Source organism: Pantoea sp. sgz302252 (genome assembly GCF_042610525.1).
Taxonomy (GTDB): domain Bacteria; phylum Pseudomonadota; class Gammaproteobacteria; order Enterobacterales; family Enterobacteriaceae; genus Erwinia.
In genome coordinates this window covers 95,838-118,895 of the sequence record NZ_JBHDVM010000010.1, presented here as the reverse complement: position 1 = coordinate 118,895, position 23,058 = coordinate 95,838, and the positions used below count along the sequence as shown (strand labels likewise).

General features: G+C 52.1%; 23 protein-coding genes. 5 read left to right on the top strand and 18 right to left on the bottom strand.

Annotated features, from left to right (window positions below):
* Positions 1–10: 10 nt before the first annotated feature.
* On the bottom strand, positions 11–3,898 hold the full coding sequence (gene purL, locus ACETPC_RS17735; RefSeq protein ID WP_380183619.1) for a phosphoribosylformylglycinamidine synthase: 3,888 nt from the start codon (positions 3,896–3,898) through the stop codon (positions 11–13).
* A gap of 267 nt (positions 3,899–4,165) precedes the next feature.
* On the opposite strand from purL, the gene mltF reads away from it, so the two are divergent.
* Positions 4,166–5,623 carry a membrane-bound lytic murein transglycosylase MltF gene (gene mltF / locus ACETPC_RS17730; RefSeq protein WP_380183617.1) on the top strand — a complete coding sequence of 486 codons (1,458 nt, stop codon included), beginning with the start codon at positions 4,166–4,168 and terminating at the stop codon, positions 5,621–5,623.
* 25 nt (positions 5,624–5,648) lie between these two features.
* Here the strand turns inward: mltF and tadA are convergent, their stop codons facing one another.
* From tadA to murQ, 3 genes are all read right to left on the bottom strand, one after another.
* Positions 5,649–6,161: a tRNA adenosine(34) deaminase TadA gene (gene tadA / locus ACETPC_RS17725; RefSeq protein WP_380183615.1), complete on the bottom strand. Its 513-nt coding sequence runs from the start codon at positions 6,159–6,161 to the stop codon at positions 5,649–5,651.
* A gap of 39 nt (positions 6,162–6,200) precedes the next feature.
* Positions 6,201–6,839 (bottom strand): phosphatidylglycerophosphatase C, encoded by a 639-nt coding sequence (gene yfhb / locus ACETPC_RS17720; RefSeq protein WP_380183613.1) that lies wholly within the window; start codon positions 6,837–6,839, stop codon positions 6,201–6,203.
* A gap of 81 nt (positions 6,840–6,920) precedes the next feature.
* Positions 6,921–7,823, bottom strand: a complete 903-nt coding sequence (gene murQ, locus ACETPC_RS17715) for an N-acetylmuramic acid 6-phosphate etherase (protein WP_380183611.1) — start codon at positions 7,821–7,823, stop codon at positions 6,921–6,923.
* Positions 7,824–7,984: 161 nt separating this feature from the next.
* Here murQ and ACETPC_RS17710 point away from each other — a divergent pair, with 161 nt between their 5' ends.
* From ACETPC_RS17710 to ACETPC_RS17700, 3 genes are all read left to right on the top strand, one after another.
* Complete coding sequence (locus ACETPC_RS17710; RefSeq protein WP_380183609.1) at positions 7,985–8,824, top strand: MurR/RpiR family transcriptional regulator; 840 nt, start codon at positions 7,985–7,987, stop codon at positions 8,822–8,824.
* A gap of 282 nt (positions 8,825–9,106) precedes the next feature.
* Positions 9,107–10,390 (top strand): O-antigen ligase family protein, encoded by a 1,284-nt coding sequence (locus tag ACETPC_RS17705; protein ID WP_380183607.1) that lies wholly within the window; start codon positions 9,107–9,109, stop codon positions 10,388–10,390.
* 57 nt (positions 10,391–10,447) lie between these two features.
* Complete coding sequence (locus ACETPC_RS17700) at positions 10,448–11,965, top strand: hypothetical protein (protein WP_380183605.1); 1,518 nt, start codon at positions 10,448–10,450, stop codon at positions 11,963–11,965.
* 156 nt (positions 11,966–12,121) lie between these two features.
* On the opposite strand, the gene ACETPC_RS17695 is transcribed toward ACETPC_RS17700, so the two are convergent.
* Positions 12,122–12,394: a tail fiber assembly protein gene (locus ACETPC_RS17695; protein WP_380183750.1), complete on the bottom strand. Its 273-nt coding sequence runs from the start codon at positions 12,392–12,394 to the stop codon at positions 12,122–12,124.
* A 412-nt stretch (positions 12,395–12,806) separates the two neighbouring features.
* Here ACETPC_RS17695 and ACETPC_RS17690 point away from each other — a divergent pair, with 412 nt between their 5' ends.
* Positions 12,807–13,565, top strand: coding sequence for a glycosyltransferase family 25 protein (locus ACETPC_RS17690; RefSeq protein ID WP_380183603.1), 759 nt, complete (start codon positions 12,807–12,809; stop codon positions 13,563–13,565).
* Positions 13,566–13,578: 13 nt separating this feature from the next.
* Here ACETPC_RS17690 and ACETPC_RS17685 read toward each other — a convergent pair whose 3' ends face one another.
* From ACETPC_RS17685 to ACETPC_RS17625, 13 genes are read right to left on the bottom strand one after another with little or no spacing between them, the layout of a single operon-like run.
* Positions 13,579–14,469 (bottom strand): hypothetical protein, encoded by an 891-nt coding sequence (locus ACETPC_RS17685; RefSeq protein WP_380183601.1) that lies wholly within the window; start codon positions 14,467–14,469, stop codon positions 13,579–13,581.
* A gap of 2 nt (positions 14,470–14,471) precedes the next feature.
* A complete protein-coding gene (locus tag ACETPC_RS17680) occupies positions 14,472–15,044 on the bottom strand; it encodes a DUF2612 domain-containing protein (protein WP_380183599.1) in 573 nt (190 codons plus the stop codon).
* Positions 15,041–16,243 (bottom strand): baseplate J/gp47 family protein, encoded by a 1,203-nt coding sequence (locus ACETPC_RS17675; RefSeq protein WP_380183597.1) that lies wholly within the window; start codon positions 16,241–16,243, stop codon positions 15,041–15,043. The genes ACETPC_RS17680 and ACETPC_RS17675 overlap by 4 nt, the downstream gene beginning before the upstream one ends.
* Positions 16,243–16,596 (bottom strand): hypothetical protein, encoded by a 354-nt coding sequence (locus ACETPC_RS17670; RefSeq protein ID WP_380183595.1) that lies wholly within the window; start codon positions 16,594–16,596, stop codon positions 16,243–16,245. The genes ACETPC_RS17675 and ACETPC_RS17670 overlap by 1 nt, the downstream gene beginning before the upstream one ends.
* Positions 16,593–17,249 carry a Gp138 family membrane-puncturing spike protein gene (locus ACETPC_RS17665; RefSeq protein ID WP_380183593.1) on the bottom strand — a complete coding sequence of 219 codons (657 nt, stop codon included), beginning with the start codon at positions 17,247–17,249 and terminating at the stop codon, positions 16,593–16,595. The genes ACETPC_RS17670 and ACETPC_RS17665 overlap by 4 nt, the downstream gene beginning before the upstream one ends.
* Positions 17,250–17,287: 38 nt before the next feature.
* Complete coding sequence (locus tag ACETPC_RS17660) at positions 17,288–18,373, bottom strand: hypothetical protein (protein WP_380183591.1); 1,086 nt, start codon at positions 18,371–18,373, stop codon at positions 17,288–17,290.
* Entirely contained in the window at positions 18,370–18,678 is a 309-nt protein-coding gene (locus tag ACETPC_RS17655) for a phage baseplate plug protein (protein ID WP_380183589.1), read from the bottom strand. Before ACETPC_RS17655 ends, ACETPC_RS17660 begins: the two co-directional genes overlap by 4 nt.
* Positions 18,678–19,238, bottom strand: coding sequence for a phage baseplate protein (locus ACETPC_RS17650; protein WP_380183587.1), 561 nt, complete (start codon positions 19,236–19,238; stop codon positions 18,678–18,680). Before ACETPC_RS17650 ends, ACETPC_RS17655 begins: the two co-directional genes overlap by 1 nt.
* Positions 19,235–20,845, bottom strand: a complete 1,611-nt coding sequence (locus tag ACETPC_RS17645; RefSeq protein ID WP_380183585.1) for a hypothetical protein — start codon at positions 20,843–20,845, stop codon at positions 19,235–19,237. The genes ACETPC_RS17650 and ACETPC_RS17645 overlap by 4 nt, the downstream gene beginning before the upstream one ends.
* Positions 20,835–20,987 (bottom strand): DUF6889 family protein, encoded by a 153-nt coding sequence (locus ACETPC_RS17640; protein WP_380183583.1) that lies wholly within the window; start codon positions 20,985–20,987, stop codon positions 20,835–20,837. The genes ACETPC_RS17645 and ACETPC_RS17640 overlap by 11 nt, the downstream gene beginning before the upstream one ends.
* A 35-nt stretch (positions 20,988–21,022) precedes the next feature.
* The gene (locus tag ACETPC_RS17635; RefSeq protein WP_380183581.1) at positions 21,023–21,448 is read right to left on the bottom strand and encodes a phage tail assembly chaperone; all 426 of its coding nucleotides are present in this window, start codon (positions 21,446–21,448) and stop codon (positions 21,023–21,025) included.
* 3 nt (positions 21,449–21,451) lie between these two features.
* Positions 21,452–21,892 (bottom strand): phage protein, encoded by a 441-nt coding sequence (locus ACETPC_RS17630; protein ID WP_380183579.1) that lies wholly within the window; start codon positions 21,890–21,892, stop codon positions 21,452–21,454.
* A gap of 12 nt (positions 21,893–21,904) precedes the next feature.
* On the bottom strand, positions 21,905–23,056 hold the full coding sequence (locus tag ACETPC_RS17625) for a DUF3383 family protein (protein WP_380183577.1): 1,152 nt from the start codon (positions 23,054–23,056) through the stop codon (positions 21,905–21,907).
* Positions 23,057–23,058 lie beyond the last annotated feature (2 nt).

Sequence of the window (23,058 nt, the reverse complement as noted above, 5' to 3'; positions counted from 1 at the left end):
AACGCGTCAATCAGCCAAGCTGCTTACGCGCATTGCGGAAGATCCGCATCCACGGGCTGTCCTCACCCCACTCTGCCGGATGCCAGGAGTTGCTGACCGTGCGGAACACGCGCTCCGGATGCGGCATCATAATGGTTACGCGACCGCTTTCGTTAGTCACCGCCGTGATGCCATTCGGCGAGCCGTTCGGGTTAGCCGGATAGGTTTGCGTGACCTTGCCAAAGTTATCAACAAAGCGCAGCGCCGCCAGGCCTTTGCTTTCCAGCAGTGCCAGGTGTGCCTCGTCGCGCACTTCGACAAAACCTTCGCCGTGCGATACGGCAATCGGCATTTGCGATCCCGCCATGCCTTCCAGCAGCAGCGATGGGCTGGCCGTGACTTCCACCAGGCTAAAACGAGCCTCAAAACGCTCGGACTGGTTGCGCACAAAGCGCGGCCAGGCTTCGCTTCCCGGGATTAGCTCGCGCAGGTTGGAGATCATCTGGCAGCCATTACAAACGCCCAGCGCCAGCGTTTGCGGACGGTGGAAGAAGGTTTCGAACTCGTCGCGCACGCGGGTGTTGAACAGAATTGATTTCGCCCAGCCTTCGCCAGCGCCCAGCACGTCGCCATAAGAGAAGCCGCCGCAGGCTACCAGCGTCTGGAAATCTTCCAGCCCCTGGCGTCCGGCCAGCAGATCGCTCATATGCACATCCACCGCGTCGAAACCGGCGCGATGGAAGGCTGCGGCCATTTCCACATGGGAGTTAACACCCTGCTCGCGCAGCACAGCCACCTTCGGACGTGCGCCCGTAGCGATATAAGGCGCGGCGATATCTTCTTCCGGACGGAAAGTCAGCTTAACGTTCAGGCCCGGATCGAGATCGTTCTTTTTGGCTTCATGCTCCTGATCGGCGCAGGTCGGGTTGTCGCGCAGACGCTGCATCTGCCAGGTCGTTTCCGCCCACCAGGTGCGTAGCGTGGTGCGGCTTTCGCTATAAACCGCCGAATCGCCAGAGGTGATAACGAAACGATCGCCCGGCAGCGCACGGCCAAGGAAGTGCACACAGTCGGCCAGACCATGCGTGGCGAAGATCTGCTCTACATGCTCGCGATCTTCCTCCGCGATCTGGATCACTGCGCCCAGCTCTTCGTTAAACAGCGCGGCCAGCGAATCGCTGCCCAGCGCCGCGATATCCGCCTCGATGCCGCAGTGGCCGGTAAAGGCCATTTCCGCCAGCGTGACCAGCAGGCCGCCATCGGAACGGTCATGGTAGGCCAGCAGCTTCTCGTCGGCTACCAGCGCCTGCATGGCGTTAAAGAAGCCAGCCAGCTTAACGGCGTCGCGCACGTCGGCAGGCTTGTCGCCCAGCTGACGATAAACCTGCGACAGCGCAGTAGCGCCCAACGCATTAACGCCCTCGCCAAGATCGATTAGCAGCAACGCATTGTCGCGCTGAGGCTGAAGCTGTGGCGTGACAGTGCGACGAACATCTTCCACGCGGGCGAAAGCGGTGATCACCAGAGAGAGCGGCGAAGTCATCTCGCGCTGCTCTGTGCCCTGCTGCCAGCGGGTTTTCATCGACATGGAATCTTTACCGACCGGGATGGTGATGCCCAGCGCCGGGCAAAGCTCTTCGCCCACGGCTTTAACGGCCTCGTAAAGACCCGCATCTTCGCCCGGATGGCCGGCTGCTGCCATCCAGTTGGCGGAAAGCTTAATCCGCTTCAGCGAGCCAATCTGCGTGGCGGCGATGTTGGTAATTGCCTCACCCACGGCCAGACGACCGGAAGCGGCGAAATCCAGCAAAGCGACCGGCGCACGCTCGCCAAGAGCCATAGCTTCGCCATAGTAGCTGTCCAGGCTGGCCGTAGTGACAGCGCAGTTTGCAACAGGGATCTGCCATGGGCCAACCATTTGGTCGCGCGCAACCATGCCGGTTACGGTGCGGTCACCGATAGTGATCAGGAAGGTTTTTTCCGCCACGGTTGGCAGATGCAGCACGCGGTTTACCGCGTCGGCAACGGTAATCGCTTCTCGCGCCAGCGGCTCGCCTTTGGCTTTCAGCGTGCTGACGTCGCGGGTCATTTTTGGCGTTTTGCCCAGCAGCACGTCCAGCGGCATATCGATCGGTTTGTTGTCGAAGTGGCTGTCGCTAAGCGAAAGGTGCATCTCTTCCGTCGCTTCGCCAATCACGGCATAAGGCGCGCGCTCGCGCTGGCAAAGGGCATCGAACTGCGCCAGCTTCTCTGGAGCAACGGCCAGCACGTAACGTTCCTGGGACTCGTTACACCAGATTTCCAGCGGGCTCATGCCCGGCTCGTCGCTAAGAATATCGCGCAGATTGAAGCGGCCGCCGCGCTCGCCGTCGCTGACCAGCTCTGGCATGGCGTTAGAAAGGCCGCCCGCGCCCACGTCGTGGATAAACAGGATCGGGTTCTCTTCGCCAAGCTGCCAGCAGCGGTCAATCACTTCCTGGCAGCGGCGCTCCATTTCCGGGTTATCGCGCTGCACGGAGGCGAAATCGAGATCCGCATCGGACTGGCCGGAAGCCATAGAAGATGCCGCGCCGCCGCCCAGGCCGATGTTCATCGCCGGGCCACCAAGCACGATCAGCTTCGCGCCGACGCTGATTTCGCCTTTCTGCACGTGGTCGGCGCGGATATTGCCGATGCCGCCAGCCAGCATAATTGGTTTGTGATAGCCACGCAGCTCAACACCGTTGTGGCTGTTAACTTCTTCTTCATAAGTGCGGAAGTAGCCTGTGAGCGCCGGGCGGCCAAATTCATTGTTGAACGCCGCGCCGCCCAATGGGCCTTCGGTCATGATATCCAGCGCGGTAACGATGCGATCGGGCTTGCCGAAATCTTCTTCCCACGGCTGTTCAAAGCCCGGAATGCGCAGGTTGGACACCGAGAAGCCGACCAGGCCAGCTTTAGGTTTAGCACCACGACCGGTAGCGCCTTCGTCGCGAATTTCGCCGCCGGAACCTGTTGCCGCGCCCGGCCACGGAGAGATAGCCGTTGGGTGGTTATGGGTTTCCACCTTCATCAGGATATGCGCTTCCTCCTGATGGAAATCGTACTGCCCTTCGGTATCGGCGTAGAAGCGGCCAACCCGGGAACCTTCCATTACCGCCGCGTTATCTTTATAGGCGGAGAGCACGTGGTCCGGCGTTTTTTCAAAGGTGTTTTTGATCATTTTGAACAGCGATTTAGGCTGCTGTTCGCCATCGATAACCCAGTCGGCGTTAAAGATTTTATGACGACAGTGCTCGGAGTTCGCCTGAGCGAACATATAAAGCTCGATGTCGTTCGGGTTGCGCCCGAGTTTTTCGAAAGCCTGACGCAGATAGTCGATTTCGTCTTCAGCCAGCGCCAGGCCCAGCCGACGGTTGGCCTCTTCCAGCGCCGTACGGCCTTCGCCCAGCACATCAACGCTGCTCAGCGGCGTCGGCTCATGGTGCGCAAACAGCTGCGCGGCCTGGGACAGATCGTCAAGAACGACTTCCATCATGCGGTCATGCAGCAGTGCAGCCAGCTGCTTCCACTGCGCTTCGGTCAGCTGTGGCGCCTTAATATAGAAAGCCAGCCCGCGCTCAAGGCGCTTCACCTGCGGCAGATCGCAGTTATGCGCGATATCCGTCGCTTTGGAAGACCAGGGAGAAATGGTTCCCGGGCGAGGCGTCACCAGCAGCAGGCGGCCTTCGGGGGTGTGTTCGGCGAGAGAAGGGCCGTATTTCAGCAGACGCTGTAAACGGGCTTTTTCAGCCTCGGCAAGCGGCGCGCTGACATCGGCGAAATGGACGTACTCGGCGTAAATGTCACTCACCGGCAGGTGAGCGTCCTGAAAGCGGGCCAGCAGTTTGTTAATACGAAATGCCGACAGAGCGGGCGAACCACGCAGAATTTCCATCATAAAGATCTCTCGTCAGAGCGCCAGGAGACGCTTCTTTGGGCGCAACAGGGGAAAACGGGCGCTATTATAGAGAATCCCCTCCGGTTACGAAACCGTTTGCGCAGAATTAATCGCTGCAGGGAATTGGCTGAAAAGCGCACAATTTTGCATGAATTCAGTTGCGCAGGCGCAGGGAGTTGCGCAAAATGCCCCACGCTCAGGGCCCCTTACAGACCATAAATACTGCCGTTACAGACAGAATCCTGAGAGAAATCGAGAGATAACCATTTGAAACGCCTGAAAATTAATTATTTGTTCATCGGGCTGGTGACGGTACTGCTCGCGCTTGCGCTGTGGCCGTCGATCCCCTGGCACAGCAGCGGGTTAAACCGGACGGAACAGATAAAAGCACGAGGAGTTTTGCGCGTCAGCACGCTCAATTCGCCTCTGACTTACTACACAGTGAATAAAGCGCCAGCCGGAATGGATTACGAGCTGGCAAAGCGCTTCGCCGATTATTTGGGGGTGAAGCTGCAGATCACGGTGCGGCAGAACCTTAGCGAGCTGTTCGACGATCTGGAAGAAGATAAAGCAGATGTGCTGGCGGCCGGGCTGATTTACAACAGCGATCGCCTGTCGCGCTTTCGCACCGGCCCGACCTACTATTCCGTTTCGCAGCAGCTGGTTTACCGGATGGGCAAGCCGCGTCCGCCAAATCTGGGTGCGCTGAAGGGCCGTTTAACCGTGGCTTCCGATTCCGCGTTCGCCTCGACCCTGCGTGATATCCGGCAGAACCAGTATCCCGATCTCGACTGGGCTATCTCTACCGACCAAAGCCCGAACGAGCTGCTGGAAGCGGTGGCGGACGGCAAGCTGGACTACACGGTAGGGGATTCCGTCTCTATTGCGCTGCTACAGCGGATCCACCCGCAGCTGGCGGTGGCTTTTGATATTACGGATGAAGAGCCGGTTACCTGGTATTCGCAGCGCGACGATGACGACAGCCTTTATGCCGCCATGCTGGACTACTTTAACCAGATGGCAGAAGAAGGCGCGATGGCGCGGCTGGACGAGAAGTATTTAGGCCATGTCGGTACTTTCGACTATGTTGATACCCGCACTTTTTTGCGCGCTATCGACAGTATGCTGCCAGCTATCCGCCCGTTGTTTGAAAAGTATGCCAGCGCCATTGACTGGCGCCTGCTGGCGGCAATCTCCTGGCAGGAGTCGCACTGGAATCCGCAGGCCACTTCGCCTACCGGCGTGCGCGGCATGATGATGCTGACCCGCAATACGGCAGATAGCGTCAACGTCAGCGATCGTACCGATCCGGAACAGAGCATTCGCGGCGGCAGCGAGTATCTGGTGAAAATGATGGAGAAGGTGCCGCCCGAGATCCCTGAGGATGAACGCATCTGGTTTGCGCTGGCGGCGTACAATATGGGCTATGCGCATATGCTGGACGCGCGCAGGCTGACAGAAAAGCAAAAAGGCAATCCCAACAGTTGGGCAGACGTCAAGCTGCGGCTGCCGATGCTGAGCCAAAAACGCTACTATAGCCAGACCACTTACGGCTATGCGCGTGGTCAGGAAGCCTATAACTATGTGGAGAATATTCGCATCTACCAGCTCAGTCTGGTGGGCTATCTTCAGGATCAGGAGCGCAAGCTTGCCCAGCAGGCGGCCATGGAGGCGCAGCTGGGCAAAGGCTATCCGGCCGTGGATCCGCAGGTAGCGCTGAATTAAAGCGTGCTGGCGGCGCGCCAGTACGCTACGCGTTTTTTTGCGCTTCGGCCCGCAGCCTGTCGCGCAACGCCTTTTTCTCCGCGCGGCGATGGCGGAAAAAGTCGCTAAGCATGCTGGCGCACTCTTCCGCTAAGACGCCATGCTCTACCCTGACCTGATGATTCATACCAGCGTGGCCTAACACATCCAGCAGCGAACCTGCCGCGCCAGTTTTATCATCTTTTGCCCCGAATACCAGCCGCCCTACTCTGCCATGCACCATCGCGCCAGCGCACATTACGCATGGCTCAAGAGTTACGTAGAGCGTGGTATCCAGCAGCCGGTAGTTTTCCAGCACTTTGCCGCCCTGCCGCAGCGCCATGATTTCCGCATGGGCGGTCGGATCGTGGTGGCCGATAGGCCGGTTCCAGCCCTCGCCGATAACGGTATCGCCCTGCACCAGTACCGCGCCGACCGGCACTTCGCCCTCTTCCCAGGCGCGGCGCGCCAGCATCAGAGCGTGGCGCATCCACTTTTCATCAATTAGGGTATCGCTCACCTGAGCCTCCAGCCAAAAATCGCCGGGCAGTATACCCGTTTACTCCAGCTGTTGCAGTTCCCCCTGCGGCGTAACGCGCCAGCGGTGCTGGCAAAAGTAAAGCAGCGGATTATCCTGCTTGCTGTCGCTGTAGCCGCTGTAAAGCTGTAGCGGCGTGCCGATTTGCTCTTCTAACTGCGCCACTTTTTCATGGCCCAGGCAGCGCATCGCCAGCACGCGCCCACCATAACCACGCGCCATCTGGCTGGCGATCAATTTAACCTTCGGCAAAAAGGCAGAGTCGAAATAGACCTGCTCCACCAGCGGCTGCGGCGAACCGGTAATCAACCAGACATCAGCATCCGAACTGTTAAGGTAGTCGGTAAGCCGTTGCTGCACGACCGGAAAAGCGGTAACGCGCTGGCGGAACCACTGCGCGAAAGCTTTCTCGCGCGCGAGCAGTTTTTTTTCGCTGTGGCCGAAAGTGATCGCCCACAGCAGCAGGCTCATCGGCCAGCGCGCTGCGCGCCCTTTCAATAGCAGCCCAATGCCGACTACCGGCAATACAGGCGCCACCAGCAACAGATTCAGCGGCTGCCGCCATAGCAAATAGCGCATAAAAGTGCCGAACATATCCTGCTGATGCAGCGTGCCGTCGAGATCGAAAAACACCACGCGTCGTTCCTGACCAGTAATCAAACCTCTCTCCCCGGGATAACCCAATACGCTGTTATTGCCTGTAATAATAGTGGACGCTGAGACAACGATGTCAAAACTGAGTCAGCGCAGGCTCGCCTGCAAGGCCGCTCGCAGAAAGCCGTTGTGAGTAGCAAGCAAGGTTTTGGCCTCCGTAGCTTCCACGCCGCTGAGCACCATCAGGATGGCGGTTTTCACTTCAAAGGATGTTTGCCGCAGCGCGCGCTCCGCTTCTTCCCGCTCACAGCCTGTCGCCTGGCATACCATACGGCAGGCGCGATCGACCAGCTTAATGTTAGTGGCCTGCATATCCACCATCAGGTTTTGATAAACTTTGCCGATTTTCACCATCGCGCCGGTTGAGATCATATTTAGCACCAGCTTCTGCGCCGTGCCCGATTTAAGTCTGGTTGAGCCGGTGAGCGCTTCCGGCCCTACCACCGGCGAGATGGCAATTTCTGCTTCGCGCGCTATCGGTGAGTCAGGATTACAGGAGACAGCCGCCGTACGGCAGCCAAGCTGGCGTGCAAAGCGCAGTGCGCCGATAACGTAGGGCGTACGGCCAGAAGCGGCTAAGCCCACCACCATATCCTGAGGCGTTAGCGCCAGCGCCTGCAAATCGCTGACACCAAGCTGTTCGTCGTCTTCAGCACCTTCAACCGCTTTCAGTAACGCGCCCGGGCCGCCCGCTATCAGACCGACAACCAACCCGTGCGGCACGCCAAAGGTCGGCGGGCATTCGGAAGCATCCAGCACGCCCAGCCGTCCGCTGGTGCCTGCGCCCATATAAATCAGCCTTCCTCCTTCCTGTAACGAGGCTGCCGCCGCGTCTACCGCCTGGGCTACCGCTGGCAGGGTTTTATGTACTGCCGCTGCAACAGTCGCATCCTGCTCGTTGAACTTTGTCACCATTTCCAGCGTGGAGAGGCTGTCGAGATCCATAGTGTCGGCATTGCGTGTTTCAGAAATCAGTGCGCCAAGATTCATGCTATCCTCTCAAATGAATATTTAATTCTGTATCTCTGTGAATAACTGAATATTATATTCGTAAGCGTTCGTACGATACTCTGTTTTAACCAGCGCGCTACCTTTTATAAGGGTAGCTGGCATGCTGAACCGTGTTCAGACTCGTTTTAAGGAGAAGCAAAATGAGTTCACTGCTGCGCATCCGTCAGCTTTATCCGTCGCTGGCACTGAACGAACGGCGCCTGGCCGATTTTTTGCTGTCGCAACCGGATAAGGCGCGTCATCTCAGTTCGCAGAAGCTGGCGGAGGAAGCTGGCGTCAGTCAATCCAGCGTGGTGAAGTTCGCGCAGAAGCTCGGCTATAAAGGCTTCCCGGCTCTGAAGCTGGCGCTTAGCGAGTCGCTGGCGAAGAAAGATGCTATTACCGTGCATAATCTGATTTTAAGCGACGATCCGTTAAAGGTTGTAGGCGAGAAGCTGCTGGCGGAGAAACAATCCGCTATCCGCGCTACCCTGGATATCAATAGCGAAGAGAAGCTGCTGGAAACGCTGCGGCTGTTGAAAGAGGCGAATCGTATCGTGCTGGTGGGCATTGGCGCATCGGGCCTGGTAGCAAAAGATTTTTCATGGAAGCTGATGAAGATTGGCATTCACGCGGTGGCCGAGCAGGATATGCATGCATTGCTGGCAAGCGTACAGGCGCTGAATGAAGGTGATGTATTGCTGGCGATCTCCTATACCGGTGAACGCCGGGAAATCAACCTTGCGGCTCAGGAAGCACGCCGCGCAGGCGCCAGCGTGCTGGCATTTACCGGCTTTTCGCCCAACACGCTACAGCAGTGCGCTACGCACTGTCTCTATACAGTTGCCGAAGAGCAAACTACCAGCAGCGCGGCTATCTCTTCTACTTCGGCACAGCTAACGCTGACCGATCTGCTGTTTATGGCGCTGGTGCAGCACGATCCCGAGCGCGCCTCAAGCCATATCAGGCACAGCGAAGCGCTGGTGAAGAGGCTGGTGTGACGGGTAAAAGTTATAAAAGAAAGGATAGCTTATGAATTTTCCAATAGAGTATTTTACCGAAGGTAAAAGCTTTCAGTCGGCCTGTTTTGATTTTTTTTTATAGATCGGCTATAAACGTAAGCGTTTTTACCAGTTAGCTGTTAACAATTATCTTTCATAAGGTAAGCACTATGAATATTTATCAGGGAAAAGTGACAGGACATAAATCAGAATCTATTAAGCATTTGTGCAGATAGTGACAACTTAATAGTTAAAATCCTTTGCGCCAGGGAATATATTTTCATGCACCATTTAAGCTCGCTCCAAAACTGCGAAAAAAAAGAAAGATTCACCAGGGCAATATTTAGCCTTTCTCTAATTTTTCTTTTATTGATTATCCCTTTAGGTTTTCTTCACGAAAAATATTCCAGAATAGCATTCTATTGGTGTAGTTATCTTTCCGTAGCTGGCATAATAATTAATTTAAAGGAAATTCGTTCTACTCTTCTTACCTCTAAAATAATCATACCAGGCCTGCTACTGGCAGCAATGTATACAATATGGTCATTATTCGCATCGTATAATAAAGTACCTGATGTCGATAATGGTTTATTGTTCACTCCAGCTAAAAGATGGTTTTTAGCGACACTGATCGCCTGGTTTACTCTGTGGGGTGTAAAAAAAGAATTTGTCAGCAAGCATTTTTTATATAATCTGACATGGGTTTCGCTGTCTTCTGCTTTTATCTTTTCCAGCGCTTATGGAATTTGGCAGCATGCCACAGGTGTTGACAGAATTGTCCTTGGCATCAATCGCGCCACAATGACCGCCTACGCTTATAGCGCTCTGGCACTTGCCATAATGACCATGTTGAATCAAATACGTTCAATGTCAGTCAGGTTTACAGCCATCATCCTGACCTGTCTGCTTTCAGTTTATATTATCCTGTTAACTGAAACCCGTTCCGCTATGTTTATTCATACGCTGCTCTCGGTAGCCATCATGCTAAATGCCTTATGGCGGGGAAAAGTTATCAAGCCATTACCAATAATCGCCATAGTTTTAGCTTTTTTGTGCATTGCTACTCTTAGTAAAAGCATTATTTATTCTCGCTTCGATACCACACAGCAGGAGATAACTCGTTTTAGTCACGGGGATGATCATACGTCGTTAGGATCGCGTTTTACCTTATGGAAGTCTGGTCTTGTCGCCATTCATGAAAACCCACTGGGTGAGACTCAAACAACCAGAAATACAATAATACGCACCTGGATTAGCTCTAACCACCCCAATTCTTTTGCTTTAGAATATATCGATGTTCACTTACATAATGAATTTCTTCAGTACACTTCTTTATTTGGAATTTTAGGTTTCTTTATCCTTTTGTTTTTCTTTATAAAGTTAATATTTGATAACGGTATAACTGGCGTTTTTGATAATCCTATATCTATTATAGTGATATCAGCCTTTCTTTATGGCATGACAGATGTTCTGCTGACGTCTGTAGAGTATATTGTGTTACTTAGCACGCTAATCTTATTAGCAAATATCAATAATAAAGAAAAGCTAGATGTGAAAAAAACATAAACATACCAGTAAAGCCCGTTATCAAAGTTAACTTTTCATTAAGAGTCAAGGAAAAGCATGTTTAATATTAAAAGTACGCGCCTGTTTTTTTACCTGATATTATTCGGCGCCACAGTTTATTTCTCGTGGTTATTAACCAATAGATATTTTCCTATTGAGCCTGATGCGGCCAATAGTCCTTTAGTCTGGCGAGCTTTGTTAGTCGAGGGGTTTTCGGTATTGAAAGACTGGAAGCCAACGCCTGATAACTGGTATTTTACTGTCTACCCGATAAATTTTATTTTTTTTATTTTAACCAGCAGTGATGGTATCGCCGCACTTACAGCATCGACTGCTTTTTTTGTTGCGCTAACCGCCACAGTATTAGCTTGTTTGGTCTACTTTACAGTTCGCTCGTGGCACGCTGTCTTAGCACTAATGTGTTTGCTTTTTCTTCCTGCTTATCTTTATACTTTTGGCTTTGTTGCTCACCCGTTCTCGCATTACTCTACAAACTTTTTTGGGGCAGTTTGCCTGGGTTTAAGCCTGATTAATCTCAAAAGAAACTCTTCCCGCCTGGCTACTGTCTATAGCGTCATTTCTTTACTGGCAGCTGTTTCCGACCCCTGGTTCTCGGCTACATACTTTTTGCCTTTACTTCTGGTAAATGGTTATTTTTCCTGGAAGAAAATATTGTCATTCAAATCGACAGCTATAGTGTTTATAGCTTTTATTTTAGCTATGACGCATGTCGTCCCCAAACTGATGGGATTACCTGTTCAACGGTTTAAGCTTGTTCCAATAGAACAATGGCCCATTAACGCTGAGTGGACAGTTCATATCCTTGGCAGGAGCCTGAATCTATTTTTCATTGATAACTCTTTGACATGGACTGCATCTATAATCATTTGGGTATGCCTTACAATTTGGGCATTATTTATCTGCTTACGCCAGAATAACAAAACAAAATTCATTACGATATTTTGCATTTTAACCATATCAGCAATCATTTCCTCTTTTATCATAAGCTATGATACGCCGGGTGAAATCAGCGCAAGATTTTTTGTCAATGCTGTCTGCTTTGCTGTGGTTTTGGTTACTTTACTTTCCTCCTATTCAAAGAATGTAATTCCTGGTTTTGTATTAATTTTGTATTTTGCCTCTTCGCTATATTCCTATCATCTTCATGATAAACCTTTATACGACCAAAAACAGCAAACCTATGACTATATTGCTTTTCTTGAGCAGCACAATCTTACCTTTGGCTATGCTGACTTCTGGCAGATGTCAAACGGAGTAAACTGGCTATCTGACGGTAAAATCCATATTACATCAGTGCTTTTCAACGATGATTTTACCATCGACTTTACTTCCTCTCGCTCTCAAACCATGAAGTCGTGGTTGACTGAAGATTTTACGCGACAAGCGCCAAAACGCCAGTTCATATCTATCCCGTCGATTAAGAGCGCTGACCTGCATTCAGAGGGAAGCCTTCGTGTACTGGCTATTGAAACACAGTTTGGAAAACCTGATCAGGTGTTAATTTATGGTAACATGACCATACTGATTTATAACCACCCTATACTTATAAAATAGTTAAATAAGCTATGTGTATTTTATAAAATATACATAGCATTAACCATTAATAAATCACATAGCCAAAAAAAATTCACATACCTAAAAAAGATAATAATTATCATTCTGGATCGTCAGGACAGGTAATTTCATCCGGATGAGATACATCCACGCCATTTAAAAAAACCGGAATTTCCGCCAATTATCATATGCCATAATTTCTTCATCTATAGCTATTTCAAGTGAAACAGCGTCTTGTAAAGGCGCGATCTTTTTCTCCGCTTCTAAAAGAGATCGCCTGTTTTTTACAATTGCTATATTTTCTTTATAAGAAGTTTCTATCCTTACAACAGCATCTCCTTGAAATTCCCAGTCACCATCAATAGTGATACCTTCAGGTAATTTATCAAATTCAATAACGCTTTTATTCTCCGGATAAAAGCCGGGTATGTTTTTAATGATCGCACGAACTACATTTTTTCATCACACATAACTTTTATGGGAATGGCGCAGGGTATTAAAGATGAAAGAAAGATATTGTATAATATCGCTTCAATCTTATGATTTTAGAAAATAATATATGCACTCGAAAGTTTATGACTCTCGATATTACTGACAAACGATGAATACTTCATAAAGCGGCGAAAGCCGCTTTATTTATTTTTATATAAATTAATAATTAGAAAATGGCTAACACAATCAATATAACTCATGTTTGATATCAGGCTAATTTCCCTGTTTATCAGCACGAGCATGGTAAATATTAAAATTTAATTGACCACCGAAATTAATATAGTTATCATAGGCACCCTACATCTATACTAATAAGATACATTATTTAAATCTGTAAAAGGAAGTTATTATGCGCATCTTTATTATCAATCTTGAACGTTCAGTTGACAGAAAAAATGCATTAACAGAACGCTGTGAACAGTTAGGTTTACAGGTGGAATTTATTAAAGCCGTTGATGGAAGAGTTTTCACGAAAGCAGAAGTGGAAAAATTAACTGCCAAAATAAATTATGCTTTTTTGCCTGGAGAGATTGGTTGTGCGTTAAGTCATCAGCTAATTTATAAACGAATGGTTGAAGAAAAAATTGATTCGGCATTGATTCTGGAGGATGACGTCACCCTACCTGATTATTTACCTGAGTTAATACAAACTGTATCATTAGACAAAAATAAAGCGGAGGTTCTTCTTTTAAGCAGGGTGAATAAATATTTTAAAAAACCTTTTAAAAAATTAGATGGGAATTTAAATATTCATAGAACGCAAAGTGCTACAACGACACATAGCTATATCATCAATTTGCCTGCGGCCACCAACCTTCTTCGGGCTCTCTTCCCTGTATGGATGACCGCAGACAAATGGAGCTTGTTTGAAGATTATTCTTTATTGACCGTAAATGCAGTAGTTCCTGCTCCGGTTGAACTTAGTGCCAGCGCTTCTGTTTCTACGATAAATGTAAAGAAAGGTGATAACAGTATCAACAGAAAGAAAGTCGCGATCTGGAATACCCTTATGGAAAATCGTCCTTTGAAAGTAAAAATCAAGCACAGAATACGCCGGGGACTGATCCCGCTAATTCACCGTATTGTTGATCAAGGTAAAGGGCCTTAACCTTTGCTAAGGTTCAGGCAATGCGGTACCAACTCATAAGTTTTACAAAGGAGTTAACTACAGAAAGAGCGCTACCAGAACCTGTGTTCGATGTTGTTCCCGACAGTGTATGTGAATGGGCGCCTATACCTACCGTATGCGAGTGAGCACCAGCTCCACCGATACCAACATTATGCGAGTGCAGTCCATTAGCAGATGTAGCCGCCTGGATCGCCGCTCCGCTCCCTCCTCTGGATATGGCGGCACTCCCGGCAGGTGCCTCCCATGTACCATAAAAAGCGAGTCCATCCTGGTTAGAAGGCAAACGCATACCCGCGCCATGCTGGTGATTACCCTGGCTGTCCGTCCAGGCTGTGTGTCCGTGATCGCCAACACCTGAAGTGCCCTTGGTACCATAATCAAACACGCTGGTAGTGGCAGAATAAGTATGGTTATGTGCGGGTATATTTCCTACTGTTAATGAAACTGCATCATTGCCGCCAGTTGTCATTATATCGCTACCGTTGGCGCTCCCTAACCGGATAGTTTTATTTTCCCCTACATATTTCCATGTCGTGCCAGAGAAGACTGTATTAGGATCTTTATTTTGTGCAAAAAACACTACAATGCCTACAGGATAAATTGCATCTATAAGCAACTTACTTTGAAGGGATAGCTGAAAATTCTTTAGTATTTCACTAGTATCGCCATTATCTATGACGTCTTTCCCGCTATTATTTGCAATAAATTGGCCAATAACATGTGTCATAGTCGAAGCCTGCCGCCAGACTTTATTTAGCTGTTCGCTTCTGGCGATGCCGGTCTGGAACCCATTTTCTGTGGCATCCAGCGCCTCGAACTCTTCCTGCGACAATACGTTGGCGTTATCGCCCGTCGCAAAAGGCTTAAAATCATTCTTTGCCATTTCTATTCTCCGTTAATTATGTAATTTACCGTTATGCCAGCGGGCTTTACCGCCAGATAACCCTGCTTAATTATCTCGCGGGTTATGGTGGATAGATTCTTTGCCGTCACGTAAACCGTTATGGTCATATCCTGGTTGTCGGTAAAAGTGATAGTGATATCCTGCTTTGTATAGATTTCTTGCAGAATGGCTGGCAGCGTCTCGGCAGTACCATCCCACTTATTTGCACCAATTTTGGCACGGAGCATAGTGCGATAATCTTCATCATCGACATTGATAATGCCCGAGTCTGGTTCATATCTGTCTTTCCAGCTGCCCAAATCAAAACCCAGCGAAGCTTTATCAAAAGTGAAAAAGTAGTCTTCAATAGGCGCATTGATGCTTCTGGCTCGTCCGATCCACTCGCCCAGAATATCCAGCTGGTTGCCTGTAGCCTTATCTATATCCAGCGCTGTTACTATGCTGCTAAAAAGATTGATGATTTCTTTTTGCGGCCGCGTGGTTAAGTCAATATGTTCAACATATTTCGCTTTGCCGCGATGATAGTTCGTGATGAGATCGGTATATTTACTCATGAGGCCACCGATATTTTAATATTTCCCACCTCGCAGCTGGCGAATTGGTTATAGCCGATAGCGATATTAGCTGCCGCAAGCGCTGACTCGCTTTTCCCCGCCAGTAAACTCAGGATGTCGTAATACTGGCTGTCTGCACTGTCCTCGCCGATAGTCAGGTTAGCGGGCGAATAAAGGCGGCTAAGCAGAATATCGTTGCCGATGCCGCGGCTATTGATATACGTGGCCAGCGCCTTTTTGATCTTCTCCGCTATCGGGCTGGTATAGCCGCTAAGCGCTTTCAGCTCCAGCGTTAAATAAATTGGCACGGCCTCGGGTCGTGAGAAGCCGATCTTTTGCGGCGTGCCATAGCTGTCGTTAAGGGTTATGACGGTATTGCCGTAAGTGCCTACGCCCAGCGATTTCTTTTTGCGGATAATGTCAGCAATGACTACCGCATCGCCGCCGTTGACCACAGCCGAGATGGTATGTGCTGGCAGGCCGTTCGCATCCACGCTGTCCGTATCGTTCTGGTAAAGCTTATGCTCGGTAACACCGGCAATATTTGAAATAGCACCGTCCAGCGCATCAAAAGTAGTCAGCGCCGTTAGCGATACACTTTGCGATTGCCGCAGCCGTAGTTCCGCATCCGTTTCGGCGGCGCTGCCTGTAGCCGCCGCGCTCGGATTAGTTACGGTCTGCCAGCCGCGCGTCGGCGTGTTGATTTGGGTAACGGAACCGGTTACTGCAGCCACCGCGCCAGCATCGGCACAGGTTGCGGTTACGGTGACCGTGCCTGTTGCGGCGATAGTTACCGTTGCGGGAAGATGCCAGATGACATTATTACTGTCCCTGACCGAACCATTCACGATGGTCGTGCCTGGCGTACCCGTCAGCACTAAATCTACCGTAGAGTTAGTGGCCGTTTTACGCACGATGCCGTTGATTTTGACATTGCGCGTCAGCGCGTCTCCCGTAGCCGTGGAAGGCGAAAATGAGTTGTAGCAGGCAATAGCCATATTGTTAGCGTCATGGATAGCCAGCGCCACAATCGCTATCATCTGTCCATCTTTGCTGTCCGGCTCCAGATAAGCGTCAGCGCCATAGATTTGGCGAAAATAGTTGGTTAGCGCGCTGAGGATTGTCTGGTAATCGGGCGCGCCGATCCCCTGGGCTGTTATCGTTGCCGATAACCCCAGCCTGTCTGCATTAAGAGCCATTATGCCTCGCTAATTACTGTCGTCGTGCCGTACAGCGTTTCTACGGTTACCGTAAATATCGCCCGGCGGGTTGAAGAGTTAAAAGTTGAGTGGAAGGCGAGAATAGATTTAACGCCCTGCGTATCCAGAATACGCTGGCGCAGCATCAGTTCCGCGGCCGCACTGTTTTGCTTGCCGACGATTGACTCCAGCCAGGGCGTTCCCTCGGCGGTATCCAGAAACCACTGACCGTACCAAAGCTGCAGGCGGGTTTGAATTGCCTGCGCCACGCATTCTGGTGAGTTGACCAGAAAAGCGCTGTCGCCTTTGCCGAAGGCGTAGTCGCCATCCTGCTCTTCCCTGCGGTATCTCATTGCGGCCCCCTTGTATTGCTGCCACCGCTCTGCACGCCGCCGTGAACATGATTTATCTGGCTGATGCCGCCTGCAAGCTGATCGCCGGTTGAGGTAACCGTTCCTTTAACGGCTATATCGCCATTCACTGTCAGCAGTGGCGTGGTAATGGTGACTTCCCCGCTTTTCTTCAGTTCGATAAAGGCCTGCCCTTCGTCGGTACGGATTTGCAAAGCCTCGGTGCTGATGGCGCCGATTTTTTCTTTTTGCGACTGCGGGCCGGGTATGGCGAAGGCATCGGATAAGTCGTGCTGGCGCGGATCGACCGGCTCCTGAACGCCGCCGTTTTGCCACCAGAAGTCGATGCAGCGGTCGCTGAAAATCACCAGACATTCATCGCCTTTTTGTAGCGGGAAAGTCAGGGTACAGCCACCGCCGCGGGGGAAGATCACGGGTACATCGACCAATAGCGGCAGCGTTAACGATACAGGATTGCCGCTGGCGTCAAGCCTGCTGCCCTTGATGGCGGGCTGAACGACGCAAGTCACGGTTTCGGGATCGAAGGACTGGATAATGCCGGGCAAAGCCACGCGTAGCGTTGAGGAGATCGTCTCCGCTAAAGCCTGATACGCCTGAGCTTCCCCGCCAATAAGTGATTGAACAGGAACTGGCATAAGAACTCCAAAAAAAAGCCCGCCTTGAGCGGGGAGGATTATTGCTGTGCGCCGGAGGTTTTAAGCGCGGTCTGTTTATCCCGTACGACGCAGGTCAGGGTCATAAACCAATTTGAACTTCGCGTATCGCCCTCGTACCTGATGCCCTTAACGATGTAGACGCCGTCGGCTGCGATGTCTGCCGGTGGCGCCTCGGTCTTCTGCGCACCAGCTTTTTTGGCCGCTTCGCCACCGGATGCCTTGGCTTCCGCCGCTGCTTTATTGACCGACTCCAGTTCATTTCGCCTGCTGTTAAGCGCAGCCTGGTCAACCTGAACCAGGCTATGCAGACGAATATTGGGGTCGATCAGGCATTTTATCTCAATCCCTTCCTGAGTGAGCTTAGGCGAACCGATCAAACCGGTCTGGCTGTTAAGCACCGTAATACGGTCGAGGTAGCTATCTTCCGGCACCATTTGCAGCTTGCCGTCAACAAACTGCCAGGTGGCGCGACACTGCGCGGCCACATTATCCATAGCCTGGCTGGCGGTCTGATAGAGGACTTTGCCCCTGGGAAAACGCGTTGGCGGCATTTTTCCGGTGGCACCAGCGGTAACGCCATAAGGGTTAAAGCTGCGCAGGGTTAACAGGTGAATGGCGCTGGTATCATAACCAGCGGCTACTGTAGTATTTAACGTGGCTTCCTGCGCGGCCTGATGGCCATCGATAGCCTGGATTTTAAGCACATTGTCCGGGCTGGGCTGGTCAGGTTTTTCACTGGCGCTGCCAGCGAAAGCATAGCGAATTTCGCCGCTAAAGATTTCGCCATAATTGGGCCCGCTGGCCTTAACCTGTGGGTTCTCCTGAACTCTGCCCACCATGTAGTCCGGGACTACCGGTTCTTGCTCTTGCTGCGCCGCCACTCCCTGGTAGCCCGCCACAAGGCGCAGTTTTTTGTATTCGCCAGCCATAATCGCGTTGCGGGTTTCTTTGCTCAGGTTATAAACGCTGATAACGCCAGTGCTGCCGGTGCTCTGCACGTGGGTATTAATTTCAAATCCCACTCGTAACTCACTGAGGTTGAGTGAAGCCTTATCGCTATCTTCCAGCAGCAGTTCGCAGTAACGTAGCCAGTTAACGCTCATGCCGCCTCCGTAGTGATACAAAGATGGGCGGTATAACCGAGGCCATACTGCCCTGGCGCCTCATTTAACAGGGTGTCGGAGAATAGCCACAGGCCAAAACCCAGCTGCAGATAAGCATATTGCTCCAGCAAGTCTACGCCGGTAACCAGCGGGATCCCGGCGATAATCTCTTTGCCATCGCTGTCTTGCAGATCGAGGATCCAGCCGCTTTCCCGCCAGATAATCCGCATTTTGTAGTCGATGTTGCTGATGGAGATATCGAACTGCTGGTTATCGGGCGTTAGCGGAATTTCATTGATATTCATCAGCTACTCCCCGTTACGGCAGCTGTCGGCCCGGGCCGGGCGACTTTCTTGCCATTATTCTGCACGGCGGACGTGTTAACACCCTGCGTCATGTTCTCTTTGCCTGCGCTGCTGAGGGTACGGGTTTGCGTAATCAGCAGTTCCGTCATTGAGAGCGAGGCGAACAGCACATTTTCAGTGGCTCGCTCGGTAGTAACGGCAATCGAAGTAATCAGCATATTGCTATAGAGACGTTTGCCGGTTACTACGGTCAGCGGCTGTCTGCTGTTCATCAGATCCCGCAGCTTCTGATAGCTTTCGGTTGGCGTTAAAGAAGCCTGCACGCCGAATGCGGTGGTATCTACAAAATCCACCAGCGAGCCGCCGCTGGAAAAACCCACATCCATAGTCAGCTCGGCGGGAGAGAGATAAGCGTGATCGGCGATGGTCGCGCCTGCTTCTACAGGATGCGTGGTGGTGGTCAACTTATCCGCGTGGCTTTCTTTCATCACCACGTTTGGGATCAACAGACCAATCTTGCGTTTGTTTTGCATTAAAAGCGTGGGGAAACCGTTGATCATCTTGGGATCCTCCTTGCGGTCTGAACAAACTGCGAATTTACGTCGAACTGACTGTCCGCCACCCTTTGCGCCGCAAGTTGCGGATCGCCGCTGCCCTGCACGTAAATGTGGGTTTCCTGCTGAATACCGACATTGCCTGGCATGCCGCTTTGCGCCGTTTCACTGTTCCAGGCGAAGCGGCCGGACATGCCGGACGGCAGCAATCCCAGCATGCTGTCGTTTTCAGCAAGCGCCATCACATTACCAAACTGCCCCGATCCTTCTGACAGCTTATCCAGCACGGACTGCGTCCCCTGACCGGCTTTCTGCAAAAAACGCCAGATCGGGCTGTTGACAAGTTTATTAGCGATATCGCTAAAAAAGTTGCTGAAGTAATTTTTGACGTTATCTACCGCCGCCGTCATCGCCGGTGACCAATTGCCGGTTATAAAATCGGCAATAGCCTGTAGGCCGCCTTTCCAGTCAAGCGTGCCCGCGGTGAGCTTGCCGAACTTATCCAGCAGCCAGCCAATGACCGTTTTCGCCGCGTTGATACCCGGCGCCCACTGATCCCAGTCAATCAGGGTTTTGCCACCTTCTTGCCAGGTTTTGTAGCTGTCGTAAAGCGTGAAAAGCAGCCCAACCAGCGTCACCACGATGCCCAGCGGCGAGAGCAAGAAGGCGCTGTTCAGCGCCAGCCAGGCCGCCGTGACCACACCAAGCGCCATTATCAGCCCCTGGGTATTTTCATCCAGCGAGGCCCACCAGCCGCTGACGTCCGCCACTACCTGAATCAGGCGTAACGCCACTCTTTCGCCGATTTCAGCAAGGTTGAGCAATAACGTGACCGCACCGTCAAGCACGCGCTGTACGTCGGGGGCGTTTGCCACCAGCTTTTGGGTAAAGCGATCGAAGATATCACCCAGCCCGTTGTTGAGCCGGCTGCTGCTGTTGGTTTGCAGCAGGTCGACGACCTCATCGAACTTGCGCCTGGCCGTCATAAAATGATCGGCGCCTGAGACCGCCGTAGTCATGTTGACGTTGAGAGAAGCGGAGAGCTGGTTATAGTCGCCGATAAATTTTCCCAGCCCTTGTTGCATGGCGGCCAGGATTTCGGGCGCGAGCCCCAGCTTATTGGCCGTTTCCAGCGCCTGCGCTTCCGGCATCGCGCTTAGCGTACCGCTGACATCGCTGAAGATTTCGCTGTCGGCTCTCTTTTGCCCGCTGCCGTCGCGCGTCGCCACGCCCAGCTTTTTCAGGCGTGCTTCTGCTCCCGGCGCGCTGACCACGGCCTGAAAAGCTTTGGCGATAGCTTCATTGCTAAGCCCTGTCTGGGCGGCGCCATACTCCAGCGCCTTTAGCTGGCCCGCATCCGTTCCGGCGTTTTGAGCACGCACGCCAAGCTGCTCCAGACGACCGGCAAAACGGTTGATGTACTCCACCAGCGTTTTGCCCGCCTGCTCTACCGTCTGTTTGATTTTTTGTAGATCCAGCGCTTTCGCACTCTGTTCGTTGCTTTGCCAGCCGGGCTCCTCAACGAACGCTCTGACTTTTTGCCAGCTGGCGGCCTCCGCCGCCAGCTGATTATCCAGCACCGTCAGAACATTTTTGGTATTTTCAGCGTTCATTGGCCTGTTTCCATTGCGCAATGCGGTGTTGATTATCCGCTTTCAGATCCAGCCAGTCGTTCAGGCGGGCAATGTCCGCCAGATCCACTGAGCCATCCTTGAGCGCGGTGTAGCTGATAAGCCCGGCATCCACCGGGCGCATCAGAAAATCTTCCCCGTCAGGAAGCGTTTCCAGGATCAGTCCGCTGTCGGCGCGGTGCCCCTGCTGGCGGGGAGTTCGGGCAAAAAACCGCCCAGCGAATCCTCCACCACCCGCAGCACCAGCTTCAGCATGGTGATCAGATCCAGATCGTCGAACATCAGCACGCCTTGAGAGAAGATCGGCACCCAGCTTTTCGCCTGCTGGCGGGAAACCACAGCAAGACAGGGATGCAGAATCGCATTGGTGTCTTCCTCGCTCATGTCCGCCAGCGACTGCGCAATGGCGGGCAGCGCTTTTTCCATTACCTGGAAATAGTCGCCTGCCGCCGCGGCAGATTTCACCGTATTGATATCCGAGAGCATGCCAGCCAGCAGCGGCAGCAGCTTGCGGGAAACCTTGAGCTGCTGAAAGACGTCCAGCTTAGCGATACGGAACGGGATTTCGTTTATCGTAAATTCCATCGATTAATATTCCCCCATAACCACATCGACTTTAATGCAGTCGAAAATCCAGGCGGTAGTGCCGCCTTCCTTCGCGAATTTACGATCGGGCAGCTTCTGGAATGCCACGCCGCGCGCGGTAATAACTTCGCCAGAGGAGCTGTTGCGGATAACGATAACGTTTTTACCCCAGAGAGAAGAGCTGGCGCTCTGCGCGTTATAGGCCAGAGAAAGCTTTTTATTGACCGGCGAGGTTTCCAGCAGGTTAACGGTAATCTGGCCGGAGTTGCCCGGCAGCAGCGTATTCATGCCTTCGCCATCAATCCCCAGTTTCATGCTGTTTTTTGCTTCCTTCATGGAAACGGTGATGCCCTCTTCCGAGCTGCCGGAGCCGCTTCCCAAATCAAATACCGCGCCAGGGCCAATAAAAGAGGCGGTAACATCCATAAATGAATAGGCAGACATAATTTTTTCTCCTTAGCGAACAACGTTAATTTGGACATCGGCGTAGTGCACGGCACCAGCCAGCTTGCAGGCCACCTGGATCACCGGCGCTTTACGCGCTTCACGATCGGCCTGAGATTGCAACGCGAGCGGCTGCGCATAGACGTAATAGCCTTTGGTAAGGGTGTCACCAGCGCCAAGCTGGCCGATATCGCTGCCGTTCCAGATGCCTGGCGCGACCAGCCCGTTGGTAACGGCCTGATCCATCGAAGCTTCCACATTTGTCATCAGTCGGGTGATGCCTGCTTCCGTCTGCGGAATTTTGCTGGCCGAGGTGTAGAGCAGGTTGTAGAGATTGGTCTGCACGTAGTTCTGCAGCCAGTCCAGACCGTGGCGCTCGTCGAAGAAGTCGCCGTTGGTCATAACGCCCTGCTGCAGAATGGCGCTGTCATTAGCGAACAGCACATAGACGTTGGCCCTTTTGCTTTCCAGCGCCGCCGCCTGGCTGGCGCTCAGGGTTTCATAAGTTACGCCCGGTTCCGTTTTAAATTTCAGCGTCAGCGTGGTGTTGCTGCCGTTGAAATCAACGGTGAAAGCGCGGGCAAAAGCGGAAATTGCAGCAAAGCGGCTATGGGTCGAATACTGCACAAAGGTGCGCGCATAGCCCGCTGCTTTTAACCGGGCAGCAAGATCGGTGGTCGATGTTGCATCCAGCACTGCATCGTCGCCTGTGGTGACGGCAAACACGCGGCTCTGTCCAGCAGATTCAATAGCCGCCGCAGCGGCGATAATCTCATCATCGTTGAGCACGTCGTCGGCGGTGGTGGCAACAGCCAGTCCATACCAGCTGGCATATTCCAGCGCGGCATTTACGGCTTCCGCCAGCGTTTCCGTTTTGCCCTCTTCGCCCGTAGCCAGCGTTTTGGCCCAGCGGCCAATGTAGAGCTGCTGCGGCTGCGGCGACTGAGCGAACCAGACGGCCGCCGCCTGGTATTCCGCAGAATCCAGACCGAAATCCGCGCCGATATCCGCCGCTGAGCTATAAAGGCGCAGGCGCTCCGTCAGCGGAATTACCGTGGCGTCGCCCATAATCAGCATGGAACCGAAATTACGGCCGGTAGTGGCGGCAGGCGACATGATGACATCGACGTTAACGATGCCGGATAAAGGTAATCCTTGAGGCATAT

Bases quoted from the DNA above. Each gene is read 5' to 3' on its own strand.
- ACETPC_RS17630 (WP_380183579.1), bottom strand. From the start codon at position 21,892: ATGTCTGCCTATTCATTTATGGATGTTACCGCCTCTTTTATTGGCCCT.
- ACETPC_RS17645 (WP_380183585.1), bottom strand. From the start codon at position 20,845: ATGAACGCTGAAAATACCAAAAATGTTCTGACGGTGCTGGATAATCAG.
- ACETPC_RS17705 (WP_380183607.1), top strand. From the start codon at position 9,107: ATGCACCATTTAAGCTCGCTCCAAAACTGCGAAAAAAAAGAAAGATTC.
- ACETPC_RS17665 (WP_380183593.1), bottom strand. From the start codon at position 17,249: ATGCCAGTTCCTGTTCAATCACTTATTGGCGGGGAAGCTCAGGCGTAT.
- ACETPC_RS17685 (WP_380183601.1), bottom strand. From the start codon at position 14,469: ATGGCAAAGAATGATTTTAAGCCTTTTGCGACGGGCGATAACGCCAAC.
- ACETPC_RS17625 (WP_380183577.1), bottom strand. From the start codon at position 23,056: ATGCCTCAAGGATTACCTTTATCCGGCATCGTTAACGTCGATGTCATC.
- purL (WP_380183619.1), bottom strand. From the start codon at position 3,898: ATGATGGAAATTCTGCGTGGTTCGCCCGCTCTGTCGGCATTTCGTATT.
- ACETPC_RS17640 (WP_380183583.1), bottom strand. From the start codon at position 20,987: ATGCGCCCGGTGGATGCCGGGCTTATCAGCTACACCGCGCTCAAGGAT.
- ACETPC_RS17680 (WP_380183599.1), bottom strand. From the start codon at position 15,044: ATGAGTAAATATACCGATCTCATCACGAACTATCATCGCGGCAAAGCG.
- ACETPC_RS17670 (WP_380183595.1), bottom strand. From the start codon at position 16,596: ATGAGATACCGCAGGGAAGAGCAGGATGGCGACTACGCCTTCGGCAAA.
- ACETPC_RS17635 (WP_380183581.1), bottom strand. From the start codon at position 21,448: ATGGAATTTACGATAAACGAAATCCCGTTCCGTATCGCTAAGCTGGAC.
- ACETPC_RS17660 (WP_380183591.1), bottom strand. From the start codon at position 18,373: ATGAGCGTTAACTGGCTACGTTACTGCGAACTGCTGCTGGAAGATAGC.
- ACETPC_RS17675 (WP_380183597.1), bottom strand. From the start codon at position 16,243: ATGGCTCTTAATGCAGACAGGCTGGGGTTATCGGCAACGATAACAGCC.
- ACETPC_RS17700 (WP_380183605.1), top strand. From the start codon at position 10,448: ATGTTTAATATTAAAAGTACGCGCCTGTTTTTTTACCTGATATTATTC.
- murQ (WP_380183611.1), bottom strand. From the start codon at position 7,823: ATGAATCTTGGCGCACTGATTTCTGAAACACGCAATGCCGACACTATG.
- ACETPC_RS17650 (WP_380183587.1), bottom strand. From the start codon at position 19,238: ATGATCAACGGTTTCCCCACGCTTTTAATGCAAAACAAACGCAAGATT.
- ACETPC_RS17655 (WP_380183589.1), bottom strand. From the start codon at position 18,678: ATGAATATCAATGAAATTCCGCTAACGCCCGATAACCAGCAGTTCGAT.
- ACETPC_RS17710 (WP_380183609.1), top strand. From the start codon at position 7,985: ATGAGTTCACTGCTGCGCATCCGTCAGCTTTATCCGTCGCTGGCACTG.
- ACETPC_RS17690 (WP_380183603.1), top strand. From the start codon at position 12,807: ATGCGCATCTTTATTATCAATCTTGAACGTTCAGTTGACAGAAAAAAT.